The organism is Acidiphilium sp. AL (assembly GCF_025499445.1).
GTDB classification, from domain to species: domain Bacteria; phylum Pseudomonadota; class Alphaproteobacteria; order Acetobacterales; family Acetobacteraceae; genus Acidiphilium; species Acidiphilium iwatense.
Window position 1 is genome coordinate 1 of the sequence record NZ_JAIMBZ010000012.1, and the last position, 15,578, is coordinate 15,578.

At 62.9% G+C, this 15,578-nt stretch carries 12 protein-coding genes and 1 pseudogene; 10 read left to right on the forward strand and 3 right to left on the reverse strand.

Annotation, left to right across the window (positions count from 1 at the left end):
• The 10 genes and pseudogenes from AiwAL_RS09240 to AiwAL_RS09285 all read left to right on the forward strand — a co-directional run.
• A pseudogene (locus AiwAL_RS09240) lies at positions 1–188 on the forward strand (hypothetical protein); the annotation flags it as partial.
• A gap of 28 nt (positions 189–216) precedes the next feature.
• On the forward strand, positions 217–897 hold the full coding sequence (locus AiwAL_RS09245) for a GNAT family N-acetyltransferase (protein WP_262312568.1): 681 nt from the start codon (positions 217–219) through the stop codon (positions 895–897).
• A 244-nt stretch (positions 898–1,141) separates the two neighbouring features.
• Positions 1,142–1,447, forward strand: coding sequence for a hypothetical protein (locus AiwAL_RS09250; RefSeq protein ID WP_235706216.1), 306 nt, complete (start codon positions 1,142–1,144; stop codon positions 1,445–1,447).
• A gap of 352 nt (positions 1,448–1,799) precedes the next feature.
• Positions 1,800–2,816: a 2-dehydropantoate 2-reductase gene (locus AiwAL_RS09255; RefSeq protein WP_262312569.1), complete on the forward strand. Its 1,017-nt coding sequence runs from the start codon at positions 1,800–1,802 to the stop codon at positions 2,814–2,816.
• Between the two features lie 132 nt (positions 2,817–2,948).
• On the forward strand, positions 2,949–3,329 hold the full coding sequence (locus AiwAL_RS09260) for a hypothetical protein (RefSeq protein WP_262312570.1): 381 nt from the start codon (positions 2,949–2,951) through the stop codon (positions 3,327–3,329).
• A gap of 219 nt (positions 3,330–3,548) precedes the next feature.
• Complete coding sequence (locus tag AiwAL_RS09265) at positions 3,549–5,048, forward strand: porin (protein ID WP_262312571.1); 1,500 nt, start codon at positions 3,549–3,551, stop codon at positions 5,046–5,048.
• 129 nt (positions 5,049–5,177) lie between these two features.
• The gene (locus tag AiwAL_RS09270) at positions 5,178–6,185 is read left to right on the forward strand and encodes a YncE family protein (protein ID WP_262312572.1); all 1,008 of its coding nucleotides are present in this window, start codon (positions 5,178–5,180) and stop codon (positions 6,183–6,185) included.
• Between the two features lie 273 nt (positions 6,186–6,458).
• Positions 6,459–7,832: a TolC family protein gene (locus AiwAL_RS09275; protein ID WP_262312573.1), complete on the forward strand. Its 1,374-nt coding sequence runs from the start codon at positions 6,459–6,461 to the stop codon at positions 7,830–7,832.
• Positions 7,829–8,875: an efflux RND transporter periplasmic adaptor subunit gene (locus AiwAL_RS09280; protein ID WP_235704263.1), complete on the forward strand. Its 1,047-nt coding sequence runs from the start codon at positions 7,829–7,831 to the stop codon at positions 8,873–8,875. Before AiwAL_RS09275 ends, AiwAL_RS09280 begins: the two co-directional genes overlap by 4 nt.
• Complete coding sequence (locus AiwAL_RS09285; RefSeq protein ID WP_235704262.1) at positions 8,872–11,955, forward strand: efflux RND transporter permease subunit; 3,084 nt, start codon at positions 8,872–8,874, stop codon at positions 11,953–11,955. Before AiwAL_RS09280 ends, AiwAL_RS09285 begins: the two co-directional genes overlap by 4 nt.
• Before the next feature lie 100 nt (positions 11,956–12,055).
• Here AiwAL_RS09285 and mobA read toward each other — a convergent pair whose 3' ends face one another.
• From mobA to AiwAL_RS09300, 3 genes are read right to left on the reverse strand one after another with little or no spacing between them, the layout of a single operon-like run.
• The gene (mobA, locus tag AiwAL_RS09290; protein ID WP_235704261.1) at positions 12,056–12,688 is read right to left on the reverse strand and encodes a molybdenum cofactor guanylyltransferase MobA; all 633 of its coding nucleotides are present in this window, start codon (positions 12,686–12,688) and stop codon (positions 12,056–12,058) included.
• Complete coding sequence (locus tag AiwAL_RS09295) at positions 12,678–13,583, reverse strand: formate dehydrogenase accessory sulfurtransferase FdhD (protein WP_262312574.1); 906 nt, start codon at positions 13,581–13,583, stop codon at positions 12,678–12,680. Before AiwAL_RS09295 ends, mobA begins: the two co-directional genes overlap by 11 nt.
• A complete protein-coding gene (locus AiwAL_RS09300) occupies positions 13,570–15,576 on the reverse strand; it encodes a molybdopterin biosynthesis protein (RefSeq protein WP_262312575.1) in 2,007 nt (668 codons plus the stop codon). The genes AiwAL_RS09295 and AiwAL_RS09300 overlap by 14 nt, the downstream gene beginning before the upstream one ends.
• Positions 15,577–15,578 lie beyond the last annotated feature (2 nt).

Genomic DNA, 15,578 nt, shown 5'->3' on the forward strand with positions numbered 1-15,578 from the left:
CGCCGCCGGGACGGCGGATGGGCCATGCCGGGGCGGTGATTTCCGGCGGGCGCGACACCGCCCAGGCGAAAATCGAGGCGATGAAATCCGCCGGAATCCATGTCGCCGACAGCCCAGCATCCCTCGGATCAACCATGGTCCGGGTTCTGGCCGGCGACGAACCGAGCCGCAAATTCGCGACCGGCTGACGGCAGAATGGTATCGGAGCGTCCATCCATGAGCACTTCTCCGCGCGGCCCCGAAGTCGACGACACGCCGCGGCCATTGCCGCCGCGCGTGCCGATCGAGGGCCATCATACCAGCCTCGAACCTCTTGCCGTTGCCCATGTCGAAGACCTCTGGGCCGCCGCGCAGGGGGCCGAGGCAAGCTGGACCTACATGAATTGCGGTCCGTTCGGCTCCGAATCGGCGATGCGGCGCCATATCGCGACGCTGGCGAGCCAGCACGACCCCATGGCCTGGGCGGTCCGCTCGAAGCGGAACGGCCGGGTGATGGGCTGGCTCACCCTGCGCGACATTCAACCCGCCAACGCCGCGATCGAGCTTGGCAACATCTGGTTTTCGCCGGCTCTGCAGCGCAGCCCGGTCGGTACCGAATCGATGTTCCTGCTGCTCCGGCTCGCCACCGATCTCGGCTATCGAAGGCTGGTCTGGAAATGCGATGCGCTGAACGCCCCGTCGCGACGCGCGGCGGAGCGTCTGGGTTTCACTTTCGAGGGCATTCTGCGCAATCATCTGATCCTGAAGGGCCGCAGCCGGGATTCGGCGATGTTCAGCCAGACCGACGCCGAATGGCCGCGCAACCGCGCGATGCTCGAAGCCTGGATCGACCCGGCGAATTTCGACGAGGTTGGCACCCAGCGACGCTCCCTTGCGGAACTAGCCGCGCGCGGCTGACCCGATAGGGCCAGCCGCCTGACCGCTTCACCAAGGCGGCAAAGGCAGTTTCACTTATGCGCGACTTTTCCGAATGGGCCAAGCACAAGCTTCTAATAATTTTGACATTTTACATTTGGTATACTATATTATGACAACTTGCTGAACCGACCGTGGGCACGAAGCCGCGGGACATGAAAGCGGCCTGATCGAAGGGAGATCGACCTGGGCAGCAGGTTTCGGATAACCAAAAGAGGATCGAGCCATGAAAAGGATGATGTTTTTTGCCGTGATCGCGGCAGGTATCGGCGGGTTACGCGGTGTCGCATCCGCGCAGCAGGGTGCTTCCAGCTTGCTGGCAACAACGATCATCGCGCAAACGCCGCCTTCGGTGATCGGTCAGAACAAGCCGGTATTCGCGGAACAAGGAGTGCCCATCATTGCCCAAATGCCGCCGCCGGTAATCGGTCAAACTCCTGTTTTCGGGGAGCGTGGAGTCCCGGTCTTTCCGCAAACGCCACCTGCCGTCATTGGCCAAAGCTACGCGGCATTCGGCCTCCCGGCGGCATAACGGAACCAGTGGCAGCTGATTTGAAAAACCGGCCTTCAGTCAGGCCGGGATTTTTTCTCATCGATCCCGGCTGAAGGCGACGGCGCGGCCGGAAGAGTCCAGCCGGCGGAGACGCTGGTTGTTCGCCGCGCGCCCCTCACACGAAGTCCCACGATTTTCCTGCATTCGCGGTGATCATTCGCCGACCGGAATGGTGCATATTATATTAATGCGACAAATAAAATAATTTCAGAATAAAATTCTTGACATTTGGTATATCGTATACCAGACTGTCAAAAACCGTTTAGTCGATCCCGAATTCGAATGTCGGGACCGGGCAAATGGCGCGACATGAATCGAAGGGAGAACGCACATGAAAGTCTGCATTTTCGGGGCCGGGGCAATCGGCGGGTTTCTCGGCGTCATGCTGGAGCGCGCCGGATGTGAAGTCAGCATGGTCGCGCGGGGCGCGCATCTGGAGACGATGCGCCGCGACGGGGTCCGCCTGTTGATGGAAAATGCCGAGCATCACGCGCGGCCGCACTGCACCGGCGATCCGGCGGAACTCGGCCCGCAGGACTACGTCATCATCTGCCTCAAGGCGCATTCGATCCCGGCGGTGGTCGACCGGATGGTTCCGTTGCTGGGTAACGATACCAGCGTGGTGACGGCGGTGAACGGCATTCCATACTGGTATTTCCACCGCCATGGCGGCGAGCGGGAAGGCGCCACGCTGGAAAGCGTCGATCCGGGCGGGCGGCAATGGGAAATCCTGCGGCCGGAGCGTGCGATCGGCTGCGTGGTCAACCCGGCGACCGAGGTTGTCGGGCCCGGCGTGATCAAGCACGTCTATGGCGACAAATTTCCGCTCGGCGAACCGTCCGGCGAGCGGACCGAGAGAATCGTCCGGCTCGCGACGGCGATGGAGGCGGCGGGGCTGAAAGCGCCGATTCGCGACAAAATTCGCGACGAAATCTGGCTGAAGCTATGGGGAAATCTGTGCTTCAACCCGATCAGCGCGCTGACCGGCGCGACGCTCGACAAGATCGCTCACGATCCCGATACCCGCGCTCTGGCCAAGGCGATGATGCTCGAAGCCAAATCGATCGGCGACCGGCTCGGGGTGCATTTCCGGGTCGATGTCGAACGCCGGATCGACGGGGCGGGCGCGGTCGTCGGTCACAAAACCTCGATGCTGCAGGATCTCGAACGCGGCCGGCCGATGGAAATCGACGCACTTGTCACGGTGGTGCAGGAACTCGGCGCGCTCGTCGGCGTGCCGACGCCGACGATCGATACGGTTCTTGCCCTGATCAGGCAGCGCGGCGAGGTGGCGGGATTGTATCAGAAGCAGAAAGTTCCCGACTCGGCCGTTCTCTGCCCTGCATAAACAGAGGGTGTATGGTCGACCAGAGAGTCCATTATAAATACTCGGTGCCCCGAGGTCGCGTTCCTGCCTTCTTTGGACAACGCCGATTCAAGGGCCCGAATTATCATAAAACCCACTGGAGCTCTGAAGAGGATGAACCTGATCGCGAAAAAAACGACTATGGCCGGAGTCGTGGCCGCGCTCCTGCTGGCATCTTGCTCCGTCAGGGTAGCGCCGGCACCGGCGGATTCGATCAGCGTTCAGGCATGTCGCCAGGCGGAGGCGCATTCGATGATCCAGGCAGGGATGCGTCATGCGGATAATTGTCAGCCGGGCAATCCCCAGAGCGTTCATCTGGTGGGAGCACAGAACCAGAGCATTCATCCGGCGGGAGCGCAGATGAAGAGCGCGGGGATAATGGGAGTGCAGATCCGCGTGCTGCATCATTTGTCGCCAGCCGAGAAGCAAGCCTGCGAAACGGCGAAACTGCACTCGGTACCTCAATTGGGACTGCGCCATCCCGGCGGTTGCTGAACCGGTTCAACGGACATTGAAGGGCGGCCCGTCGCCGGCGGGTCGCCCTTTTTTGTGATCCCGCAATAAAATCATAGGGATTCATGCAAAATATCGCTAGACAGAATAATACAATATGGTATACAAAATAGAAAGATGCCAGAAGCCCGGAACGGGTCGATAACCGGCATCCAAACTGAACAGGCGGATCAGCCTGTCGCGTGAGAGGGAAGTCTTGGAATGAGCCAGGTCGCGAATGCGGCAATAGGCCGATTGCTAATTCATTCGAAATTGCTTCCGCTCTCATGCGCGATCCGCGGACGGGGCAAGTGCGGCGCGCTTCGCGCAACGCAGCTAACGCACCGTCAGGCCGTCGCTGAACAGACTGCACAAAAGGAGCAGCGCCATGAGCCGCGACATCATAAAAGTCTGGGAAAAAGGGAGCGTGACATGAAAAAGACGACGAAGTTTCTTGTCGGAGCGGGACTGACCACCGCCCTGCTCGCCGCATCGCAATCGAGCTACGCGCTCGGCGGCGGCGGTGAAGGCAACAACGTACCGGCGGAGACGATCAACGTTACGGGTATGGGTCCTCTGAGCGGGCAATGGACCTTCTCCGGCGGCATTGATGCGTTCGCATCGACCAACACGAACGCGACGCCGCGGCTGTTCAGCAATGAAGGCAGCCTTGGCCCGAACGCCCAATACAGTATAGGTCTCGCCGCCATCCAGATTCACAAAGGAACCGGCTGGCTGCATTTCACCTACTGGGGCGGGGCGTGGCAGACTCCGACGACAGGAATCACCAGCGACTTCGGCGCCTTCAACAGCCTGGCGCGATTCGGCTCGGGCGCGAACCCGTTTCCGCCGGGACCGACATTCAAATGGTGGTTTACCGCCCAGCCGTCAAAATACTGGAGCGTTTCGGCCGGTGAAATGGCGTCGCTGGAAGGAACCGAGATCGGGTTCGACTGGATGAATCCGACCTTCTTCGTTTCCAACCTCAACAATATGCAAGCGACACCGGGCTATGGGCCTCAGCTCAACCTGTTCTACGGGCCGGTGACCTTCAATCTGCAATACTCGGATTCCTACCATACCGCCCGCACCAACGTTCTGTCCTTCCTGCTGACCTACAACCTGAACAAATCGGGGACGGATAACTTCATCCTGTTCGGTCACACCAATCTCGGTCATACCGGCAATCCCGGCGTGCCTCACGCCGGTGTCGGGCTGGGCTTCTCCGAGTCCAACAGCTCTCTGCTCGGTGCCGGCGTGCAATGGATCGCCGGTCCCTGGACTTTCATCCCCGAGGTTCAGTACCAGTGGCTGCCCAAGAGTTCGGTAACGGCGGCAAGTGGTAATCCCCGGCCGCTCACCACCTATTTCGAAACCGCCGCGATGGTGGACGTGACGTACCAGTTCACGCCGAAATGGTCGGTCACCGCTCAGCCCCAGATCGTTTATCAGAACGGCGACAAGAACGATCCGAATCAAAATCTGTTCGGCAACTGGCTGCAGTTCGATTCGGCTCCTGGCCCCGGCACGTTCAGCCCCGGCACGACCATGACCGGCCTGCAGATTTCGCCGACATGGCAGAACAAGAACATCTTTATCCGCCCGACGGTGGATCTGACCCATCTTGCCGGGTTCGCCCCCGGCACGGGTTACGGCAAGCGTGGCAATAGCGCTAACCAATTTGTCGGCCTGGTGGAAGTTGGCGTGCTGATGGGGAAATAATGATCCGAGCTGACCGGCCCGGCCCCAAATACCGGGCCGGTTGCCGCGGGTGACGTGCCTGACGGCTCCGCGATGCGGCGAGGCCAACAGAAAAGTGTAGATACGCGTTGCAACAAACGGGAGTGAAACATGCGTTATCCAAGAAAAATCCTGGCGGGTGTCGCCCTGCTGAGCGGGCTGATGGCAGGCACGGCTTTCGCCAGCGCCTGGCACTTCAAGCTCGTCGATAAGATCCCCTTGCCCAATGCAAAAGGACATGGCGATTTCGTCAGGTATGATCCCACGGATGGGATGATCTATGTATCGCTGCCCAATGGCGGCGTGGCCGTCGATAGCCACACGAACAAAGTAGTCCACCATTGGAAATCAATTCCGGCGCCGAACAGCCACGCCTCGGATGCCCACTACGTATACTGGACTGCCGCTCAAGGTCCCGGAAAGACCAATCAGATCGTGGTGATTTCGAAGAAAGACTGGAAAATCGTCAACCGGGTCACCACCGTCGGAACCTCGCCGGACGGAATGTGGCTCGATCCCGCCACGCATAAACTCTACGTGGCGATGGACGATAACAACTGGGTCGATGTCTACAGCACCGGCAAGGACCCGAAATTCGAGACCAAGTTCCCGCTCGTCCCGACCAAGGGAGGCGGCCCGGATGTCGGTAGGTTGGTTGCGTCCAAGAACATTCTGTATATGCCCGACGATTCCTGGGAAGAATCGCTGAATGCGACGACCGGCAAGATCATGCACAAGATCAATCTGCACATAAAGGTCACCAAGCTCGACGGCACCAAAGGACAGATCTACGATCCTAAAACAAATGCCGTCTGGGTCGGCACGACGAGCGCTGGTATGTTCGTGCTCAACGCGGACACGCTCAAGGTGCTCAAGCATCTGCCTGCCAAGTCCGGCATCGACCAAGTGGAGTGGGACCCCAAGCTTGGCCTGGTTTATGCCTTTGAAGGCGCGGGCAAGGGCTTCAATGTCTACGACGCGAATACGATGACGCCGGTGACGTTCGTCTCGACCGGGGTCGGCCTGACTCACACCGGCACGGTCGATCCGGTAACGCATAATGTCTACGCCTATGCCGGCAAGGCGGGCGCGCTCTACGTCTACAAACCCGAAAAATAGGCTATCTCGGATGTTATCGGCCGGCGGCGTGAATACGCATGGCGCCGGCCGATGACGGGGCACGAAAGACTATTTTGGCGGCGGTATGTGGCGGTTTCTGAACGGGGTCATTTGAACGATGGCGACTTGGGCTGGATCATGGGGTGCAACTCGGTTCGCGGCATCGGTATCGGCCGCGATGATATCGGCTGAGCCGCTGGCACATGCTGCCGCGCGCCGCGGCGAAAAATCTCACAGCGCGTTCCATCCGGCCCTTCCGGCGCGGTGCTGACCATGAGGAGGCGTTTTTGCCATCGGGGCGGGATGCTGCTGGCCGCCCTCGCGCTCGCCGGCTGCGCGACCTATCGGGCCAAGCCCCTGGCGAACCGGCCGAACCTGGTTTCGAGTGTCGCTTCACTCCACCGGACCATTCCGGCGATGACGGCAAAGGACCCGCCGGTCACGCTCGCCCCGACGCAATCCTTCTCGATCGATCAGATCGGCCTGCTCGCGATCCTCAACGACCCCGATCTTGCCGAGCAACGCGGCCAGCTCGGCCTCGCCAAGGCGGCTTTGCTCAGCGCCTCGATCCTGCCCAATCCGTCGCTCGGCCTTGGCTTCGCGGCGCTGATCAGCGGGCCGGGCTCGACACCGTCCTACGCCGCGTCGCTCTCGCAGGACATCACGTCGCTCATCACCTATCGGGCGCGCGTCGCGGCGGCACGCGCCTCGCTCGGTTCGGTCAACGCGTCGCTGCTGTGGCAGGAATGGCAGGTCGCCCAGCAGGCGCGACTGCTGGCGCTCGATATCCATGGCGACAATGCGGAAATCCGCTACCTCAAGCGCGAACTGTCCCTGCTGTCCACCGAACTCGCGCAGGTGAGTCAGGCGACCGCGCTCGGCAATCTCGATCTGACCGCCGAGGCGCCGCTGATCGCGGCGAACGCGGGGGCCGAAACCGCTCTCGCATCCGCGCGCCTGACCCGATTGAAGGTCTGGCAGCAGCTCGATGCGCTGCTCGGCCTTGAACCCTCCGTCCGGTTCGCGATCAGCCGCCCCGAACTCACGCCGCCGCCGGCCGATCTGACGAAGCTGCTGACCACGCTGCCCGAGCGGCGGCCGGACCTGGTGGCGCTGCGGCTTGGTTACAGAACCTCGGAAGAACAGTTGCGCGCGGCGATTCTCGCCCAGTTCCCGCCGCTGGCGCTGGGCCCATCCGGCGGCACGGATACGTCGAACGTTCTGTCGGTCGGTCCGACCCTGACCATGGAGCTGCCGATCTTCAACCGCAATCAGGGCGGCATCGCGTCGGCAAAGGCGACGCGCGAGGTGCTCCACGCGCAATATCAGGCGGCGCTCGATCATGCCGACGGCATGGTCCATGGGCTCAGCACGCGGATCGCGGTTCTCGCGGCCGATCTGGTCCAGGCGCGCGATGCCGCCGCGACCGCGCGGCGTTTGTCGCGCAACGCGGAGAATGCTTACGCCCAGGGCAATCTCGATCAGCGTGCGCTGGTCGATTACCAGACGACGGCGCTGAAGCGCGAACTCGACGTGATCGCCTACCAGACCCGGCTCGACACCGACCAGCTCGCGCTCGGCATCGAACTCGGGGTCGGCCTTCCGCGGACAAGACTCGTCAACCATACCGGGGTGACCCATTCATGAAGACTCTCGCCGCCTTTGCGATTTTCGCGGGCATGATCGCCGCGCCGGCACTCGCGGCGGCAGGAACCACGAACGGCCCCAGTGTTCTCGTGAAGCTGACGCCGCTGACCCATGGCAGCCTGCCGCGCGTTCTCACCGTCTATGGCAGTGTCGGCCCCGCGTCGTCCGCGCGGCAGACGCTGATGGCGCCGCTGCAGGCGGCGGTCACCAATGTCTATGTCCGGCGCGGCGCGCTGGTCGCCAAGGGTGCGCCGCTGGTCCGGCTGGTGCCGAGCCCGGCGAGCGTTTCAGCCTATGCGCAGGCGAAATCGGCACTGCGCGTCGCCACCGATCTGGTGAGCCGCACCCGCTCGATGGTGGGCAGCCATCTCGCCACCGATCAGCAATTGTTCCAGGCGGAAAAGAGCCAGGCGGATGCAGAGGCGGCGCTCGACGCGCTGCAGGCGCAGGGTGCCCAAGGGCCGCATACGCTGCGCGCGCCGTTCCCGGCGATCGTCACGGTGATCGACACGACGCCGGGTGCGATCGTCTCCGAGGGGGCAGGGCTGGTCCAGCTCGCGCAGCCGAACGGGCTGGTGCTCAAGGCGGGCGTGGTTCCGAACGAGGCACGGGAGATCCATGTAAAAGATCCGGTGAAGCTGACGCCGATCGGCGGCGGCGCGTCGCTGGCCGGAACCGTCCTGTTCCATGGTTCGCTCGTCGAATCGATCAATGGGCTGGTGCCGGTCGATATCAGCGTGCCGGCCGGCAAGACGCTGCTCGGCGAGATGTTTCAGGCAAACATCACGGTCGGGCATATCAACGGCTATGTCGTACCGCACCGGGCGATTCTGGTGAACGATACCGGCAATACCTACATCGTTCAGGCGCACGGCATGACGGCGAAGAAGGTGGTGGTTCACGTTCTGGTGTCGGACGACGACAAGGACGTGATCAACGGCGCGCTCGAGCCCGGCGCCCCCGTCGTTCTCGCGGGCAACTACCAACTGGATAACGGCATGAAAATCCGGCTCGCCGATCCGAAAGGGAAGGCCAGCCAATGAATTTCGTCAGCTGGGTGGAGCATCATCGCCGGTCCCTCATACTGATTGCGGCAGCACTCGCCCTGGCCGGGGTATTTTCAATATCGAAAATGCCGTACGGCGTGTATCCGGTGATCAGTTTTCCGCGGATTCGCATCGAGGTGGATTCCGGCACTCGCCCGGCGCAACAGCAATTGTATGACGTCACGGCGCCGATCGAGCGGATGGTGCGCCGGGTTCCCCACGCGCTGGACGTAGAGTCCACCACGTCGCGCGGATCGACCGAATTGTTCGTCGATTTTCCCTGGGGCACCAACATGCATTTCGCCTATCTCGGCGTGCAGGCGGCGCTTTCCCAGATTCTTCCAGAATTGCCGCCCGGCACGACCTACAACGTGATCCAGATGCTGCCGAACGTGATCATGCCGTTTTCGTCCTATTCGCTGACGTCGAAGACGGTGTCGCAGGTCGATCTGCTGCGGATGGCCAAATTCCAGATAGCGCCGATGTTGATGGGAATTCCAGGCGTCGCGCGTGTGGGAACTTTGGGCGGGAGGCAACGCGAGATCGAGGCCGTGCTCAATCCGGCCAAGCTCAGGGCGTTTGGATTGACGCTTGCGGATGTAGAGAACGCGGTCAAGCAATCGAACGTTCTTGAGGGGGTTGGCCATCTGCAGGACAATGACCTGCTCTATCTGATGTTCGCGAAAAATGGCCTGACTGGCGCCAAATCGATTCGCGACATAACCCTGCGAACCGCACAGCATGGGATTATCCGGCTCGCCGATATCGCAACGATCAGCAAGGGCGTAGTACCACGTTGGTACCTGGTCAGAGATCAAGGGCTGCCTTCGGTGGAGATCAATGTCTATCAGCAATCGTCCGCGGACATGGTGGCGCTTCAGAACAAGGTGAAGAAGAAATTAAAGCAGTTCATGGCGGCGCAGCCGAAATCGATCCACCTGGTCAAATGGTATGATCAGACCCAACTCGTCCGGTCCTCGGTGGCTGCGGTGGAAGAAGGGATCGTCATCGGTCTGTTCCTGGCCGGCCTCGTGGTTCTGTTCTTTCTGCGCAACTGGCGGGCCACATCGGTTGCAATGGTGGTCGTGCCGATGGCGGTGCTGATCACATCGCTGTTGCTCTATGTGCTCGGCATGTCGTTCAATATGATGACGCTGGGCGGATTGGCCGCGTCGATCGGGCTGCTGATCGACGACGTGATCGTGATGATCGAGCAGATCGCCCGGCGCGCCGGCACGCCCGGCCTCACCAACCCGCAAAGTGCCGTTCTGCTCGCGACCAAAGAATTCCTCCGGCCGCTGACCGGTTCAAGCCTCGCCACCATCGTCATTTTCATACCGCTTGCTTTTCTGTCCGGCGTCACCGGGGCGTTCTTCCGCTACCTTTCGCTGACCATGGCCCTGGCGCTGATCATTTCCTATCTGCTGACCGCGTTCGTCGTGCCGATTCTCGCCAGAACGGTGATCGATTTTCAGAAATGGCACGACCCGAGCCATGACAAGCCGGACTGGTTCAAAAGAACCCATGGACGCGCACTCGATGCGGTGCTGCGCCGGCCCATCTATGTCGGGATCGGCGTGGTGATCCTGCTGGGGGTTGGCTATATCGGGATGCAACATACCGGCTCCGGCTTTCTGCCGAAGATGGATGAAGGCGGCTTCGTGTTCAACTACCAGACCAATCCCGGTACGTCGCTCAATGAAAGCAATCGCGAATTGCACCAGGTCGAGGATATCATCCGCTCGAATCCTTATGTCGCGGCATATTCCCGACGCACCGGCGCGGGGCTCGGCGGCGATTTGAACGAGCCGAACCAGGGAGATATCTATGTTCGCCTGATCAACCCCGACAAACGGCCGAACATCTGGAAAGTCATGGACCAGATCGATAACAAAGTAACCAGGGATGTTCCGGGAATCGATTTCGGTTCGGACCAGTTACTGACTGACAATATCGGCGATATGGTCGGCCGGCCCGAGCCGGTCGTGGTCGATGTGAGCGCCAAGAATCCGGCAATTCTCGACAATGTCGCGCAGAACGTCGCTGATGCGATTTCCAAGGTGCGCGGTGTCGATCCCTCCTCGGTCAATAACGGCGTGGTGCCGGCGGGCGACGCGCTGGAAATCCACGTCGACAAAGCCGCGGCGACGATGGAGGGAATGACGACGCAGGAAGTCCAAACTCAGGTCAATGCCTATCTCCATGGTATCGTGGCGACCAAATTTATCGGCACTCTGGGAGATGTCGGCGTGCGGCTGTGGATCGACCCGCCGCAGGAAGCGGCGATGCGCCGGCGCCAGTTGCAAAACCTGCCGATTCGGGCACCGAACGGGTATGTGTTTCCCCTGAACATGGTCGCGAAGGTCGACTTCGTCGCCGGCCAGCCGGAAATCACGCGGAAGAACCTGGCGCAAATCGTCGAGGTGACGGCCGAGATCTCGGGGCGCGATCTTGGCAGCACGGCTGCCGCGATCCAGAAAGTGCTTGCCAAGCCTGGCCTTCTGCCGCCGGGCGTCACCTACACGATGGGCGGCCTTTACAAGCAGCAGCAGATCGCCTTCCGCGGCATGGTCGCGGTCTTCATCGCCGCCCTGATCGCTGAAATCGTGCTGCTGCTGTTCCTCTACGAGCGGATACTGCTGCCGATCATCATCATCTGCACGTCGGTGATCTCCACCAGCGCGGTGTTCGTCGGGCTATGGCTGACCGGAATCGAGCTGAACATCACCGCGCTGATGGGCATGGTGATGATCCTGGGTATCGGTACCGAAATGGCGATCTTCTACGTCTCGGAATATCAGGAGCTGTCCAGGATCATGCCGCCGCGCCAGGCGCTGTATGACGCCGCACTTAACCGGCTCAGGCCGATCCTGATGAGCGTGCTCGCAATGATTCTCGCCCTGCTGCCGCTCGGGGCGGCGATCAGCGGCGCCGGCGATCAGATGCAGCAGCCCCTGGCGGTCGCGATCATCGCGGGAATCATCGTGCAGTTGCCGATGGTGCTGCTCGCGATGCCCGTTGTGATCAATTTCACCATCCGCAAACATGGTGACACAGTGACCCCGAACGCAGTGTAGCGACAACTCCTCCCCCCCCCGCATGGCCGCGCGTTCGGGTTGGCGGCCGGCGGATCCTGAGCGTGACGGTCTTGCGCCCGTCACGCTCCTTTTCTTTTCCTTACGATAAATGCCCGCCGGCGGCCAGCCGGTCGGCTTCGGCGAGATCGTCCGGGGTGTTGACGTTGAAAAACGGATCGACCGGATCGGCGGACCATTCGATCGCGGCGATCGCGTAGCGGCCGGTGAAGCGGTCGATCCTGCGGATATCCTCGTCCACCAAAGCGCGGCGCAGATCGAAGCGCAGAGCGACCGGCCACAGCCCGATCACCGGATGGGTCCGCCCGGCGGAAGCGGCGCACGCCAGCTCCGCTCCCTGACGCTGCACCCCGTCATACAGGCGCGCGACGAGATCGCTAGGAATGAAGGGCGCATCGCCGGGGACGGTGACCACCCAGCGCGCGCCGCGCAGCCCGCGCGCCGCCCAATCGAGCGCGGCCAGAACGCCGGCGAGCGGCCCCGGATGGCCGGGCAGATCGTCCGCCACGATGGGCATGCCGAAACCCGCGAACGGCGCGGGATCGGCGTTCACGTTCAGCACCAGCGCTGCCACCTGCGGCCGCAGTCGGGCGATCAGGCGGGAAAGCACGATCTCGCCCCCCACGTTTTGCAGCGCCTTGTGCACACCTCCCATCCGCCGCGCCAGGCCGCCGGCCAGGATCGCTCCCACGATCGCGGTTTTGTCATTCGTCATCGGCGGCACCCTTGCGGCGAAGCTTCACGCTCTCTTCCGCGACATAGGCGAGATCCTGGTCGAACACGATCCGCTCGGCGCCGGACAAAGCGAGAAACCGCTTGCCGCGCGCCCGGCCGATCAGGGTCAGTCCGGCCTGACGCGCCAGCTCCACGCCCCAGGCGGTGAAGCCCGATCGCGAAATCAGGATCGGAATCCCCATGCGCACCGTCTTGATCACCATTTCCGAAGTCAGCCGGCCGGTCGTGAAGAATATCTTGTCGGCGCCGTCGATCCGGTGGCGATGCATATAGCCGGCGATCTTGTCCACCGCGTTATGCCTTCCGACATCCTCCATATAGACGAGCGGTTCGTCGCGCCGGCACAGCACCGCGCCGTGGATCGCGCCCGCTTCGAGATAAAGCGACGGAATCGTGTTGATCCGGTTGGTCAGATGATAGAGCCACGAGGTCCGCAATTCGGCTTCAGGCAAGGTTACGCCCGCGATCACGTCCAGCACGTCGCCGAACGACGCGCCCTGGCCGCAGCCGGAGGTCTGGGTCCTTTTGCTCAGTTTCTCCTCGTAATCGGTTTCCCGCTCGGTCCGCACCGCGATCACCGCCAGTTCCTCGTCATAGCCGATCCCGGTGATCGTGTCGGACGGCCGCAGCATGCCCTGGTTGAGCAAATAGCCGACGGCAAGCTCCTCGGGGTAGTCGCCGATCGTCATCGCGGTCACGATCTTCTGGGTGTTCAGGAAAATCGTCAGCTTCCGTTCCATCGGCACCTTGGATTGCACGGCAGCACCGGTCTGATCGACGCCGGTGACCGCCATCGTCAGCCGCGGATCGTCGGGATTGGGCAGCACACCCAGCGAGGCGAGCGTCCCGGCCCTGAACGCGTCATTGTGCCGCATCGGCTGCCTCGGCGGAAATGGTGAATCCCATCGTCTCCAATTGCCGGCGGGTCGCCGGGTCCTGCAGAAGTGCGATGAACCGGCGTACCGCCGGGCGTTCCCGCCGGGCAAGCGGAACGACGAAATCGTATTGTTCATCCTGCAGCGGTAGAAACCCCAGCCCGTATTGCCGGGCAACGGTCTCGATCGCGACGCCCCAATCCGCGCGGCGCTGCACGACGGCGACGGCGGCGCCGTTATGGGATTTCGCCTGATAACCGTAGCCGGGCGGATGGTTTCCCTCCAGCAGCCGGTCGATCAGGATGCGGGTGCCGCTGCCGGCATTGCGGTTGACCATCAGGCACGATGCATCGGCGAGCGCTGCCGCCACGGCGGCTTCGGCGGTCGGGCACGGCGCGAAGCGCGCGTCGTCCCGGCGGAACACCACGCCCTGCAGACGCCGATAGCCCGGCACTAGGGTCAGCGCCTCGGTCAGGAACGGAACGTTATAACGCCCGGTTTGCGGGTCCATCAGATGGATGCCGGCGATATCGCACTCGCCCCGCCGTGCCGCGCCGAGGCCGCCGGAAGAGCCGACATTGAGCGCCTTCACCCGGATTCCCTCGCGTTCCAGATATCCGATCAGCAGATCGAGACCGACGCAGTGGCTGCCGATGACAATCAAATCCGCCGGCTCCACGTCCTGATCGATCAGGGTGACCTCGACCGCCGTGCCGGCGGCGACCGCCTCGGTCGCGGCCGGAATCGCGAAAAACCCGTCGGCCTGGGCAAAGCTGGTGACCGCGCCGGAGCCCTTCGCCGTGGGATAGGCCGTGAGGCCGCCATCCGGCGTCTGCATCAGCGAGACCATGACATATTCGGTGCGTCCGCGCTCCGAGGTGATCCGCAACGGCAGCGTGGCGGCAACTCGGCCCTGCCGGATCGCGCGGCGACCGGCCAGCCCGGCGATGACCGGGGCGACGAACGCATGGAAGGTGAATATCGCGGAGGTCGGGAAACCCGGCAGGATCGCCACCAGCCTGCCGCCGCTCACCGCGAGGCAGAGCGGCTTGCCCGGCTTCAGCGCCACGCCGTGGACGATGATGCCGGGATCGGTCAGCCGCGCCACTGCCCGGTGCGCCAGATCGCCAGCGCCTTTCGAGGTGCCGCCGGACAACACCACGAGGTCGCACGCCGCCAGCGCCCGGTCGAGCGCGGCCGACAGCGCCGCCTCGTCGTCCGCCACGATGCCGAACCGCACCGGCTCGCCTCCCAGTTCCTCGGTCGCGGCGGCGAGCACGGCGGCATTGCTGTCATACACCTGGCCCGCGCGGATCGGCGCGCCGGGTGTGACGATCTCATCGCCGGTGGACAGGATCGCAACGCGCGGCCGGCGCCAGACCGGCACGTCGCCCAGCCCAACGGCGGCCAGCATCCCGATCTCGCGGGAGGTGAGCAGGCTGCCCTGCCGGAGCACGGTCTCGCCGCGCGCGATGTCGGAACCAGCCGCCGCCACGGACCGGCCGGCAAAGGCGGGGCGGCGGATTTCCACCACCGGCGCATCGTCCGGGCCGGTTCGGACCTCCGTATCTTCGACCATCACCACGGCGTCGGCGCCGCGCGGCAGCATTCCGCCGGTCGCGATCACGCTGGCGACGCCCTTGGCGACGTCCTGTTCCGGCAGGATGCCTGGGGTCAGAATCTCGGTGTTCAGCCGCAGCGCCGCCGGCGCTTCCGGCGTGGCGCCGGCAATATCGGCGGCGCGCACCGCGAAACCATCGACGCTGGCACGATCGAATCCGGGAACGTCCACCGGAGCCAGCACGTCCTCGGCCAGCACGCGTCCGCGCGCGGCGCCGAGCCCGACGGTTTCCACGCCTGCCGGAACCGGATGGAGATGGCGGCGCAGCCGCGCTTCTGCCTCGTCGCGCGCGATCACGTCCAGAAACTGTTCCTGGCGCGCCGCGCGGGACAGGGCGGCCAGACGCTGCACCATGTCCGAACTCTCAGCCATAG

Coding starts and splice junctions, on each gene's coding strand:
- AiwAL_RS09245 (WP_262312568.1), top strand. CDS start 217: ATGAGCACTTCTCCGCGCGGCCCCGAAGTCGACGACACGCCGCGGCCA.
- AiwAL_RS09250 (WP_235706216.1), top strand. CDS start 1,142: ATGAAAAGGATGATGTTTTTTGCCGTGATCGCGGCAGGTATCGGCGGG.
- AiwAL_RS09255 (WP_262312569.1), top strand. CDS start 1,800: ATGAAAGTCTGCATTTTCGGGGCCGGGGCAATCGGCGGGTTTCTCGGC.
- AiwAL_RS09260 (WP_262312570.1), top strand. CDS start 2,949: ATGAACCTGATCGCGAAAAAAACGACTATGGCCGGAGTCGTGGCCGCG.
- AiwAL_RS09265 (WP_262312571.1), top strand. CDS start 3,549: ATGAGCCAGGTCGCGAATGCGGCAATAGGCCGATTGCTAATTCATTCG.
- AiwAL_RS09270 (WP_262312572.1), top strand. CDS start 5,178: ATGCGTTATCCAAGAAAAATCCTGGCGGGTGTCGCCCTGCTGAGCGGG.
- AiwAL_RS09275 (WP_262312573.1), top strand. CDS start 6,459: ATGAGGAGGCGTTTTTGCCATCGGGGCGGGATGCTGCTGGCCGCCCTC.
- AiwAL_RS09280 (WP_235704263.1), top strand. CDS start 7,829: ATGAAGACTCTCGCCGCCTTTGCGATTTTCGCGGGCATGATCGCCGCG.
- AiwAL_RS09285 (WP_235704262.1), top strand. CDS start 8,872: ATGAATTTCGTCAGCTGGGTGGAGCATCATCGCCGGTCCCTCATACTG.
- mobA (WP_235704261.1), bottom strand. CDS start 12,688: ATGACGAATGACAAAACCGCGATCGTGGGAGCGATCCTGGCCGGCGGC.
- AiwAL_RS09295 (WP_262312574.1), bottom strand. CDS start 13,583: ATGCGGCACAATGACGCGTTCAGGGCCGGGACGCTCGCCTCGCTGGGT.
- AiwAL_RS09300 (WP_262312575.1), bottom strand. CDS start 15,576: ATGGCTGAGAGTTCGGACATGGTGCAGCGTCTGGCCGCCCTGTCCCGC.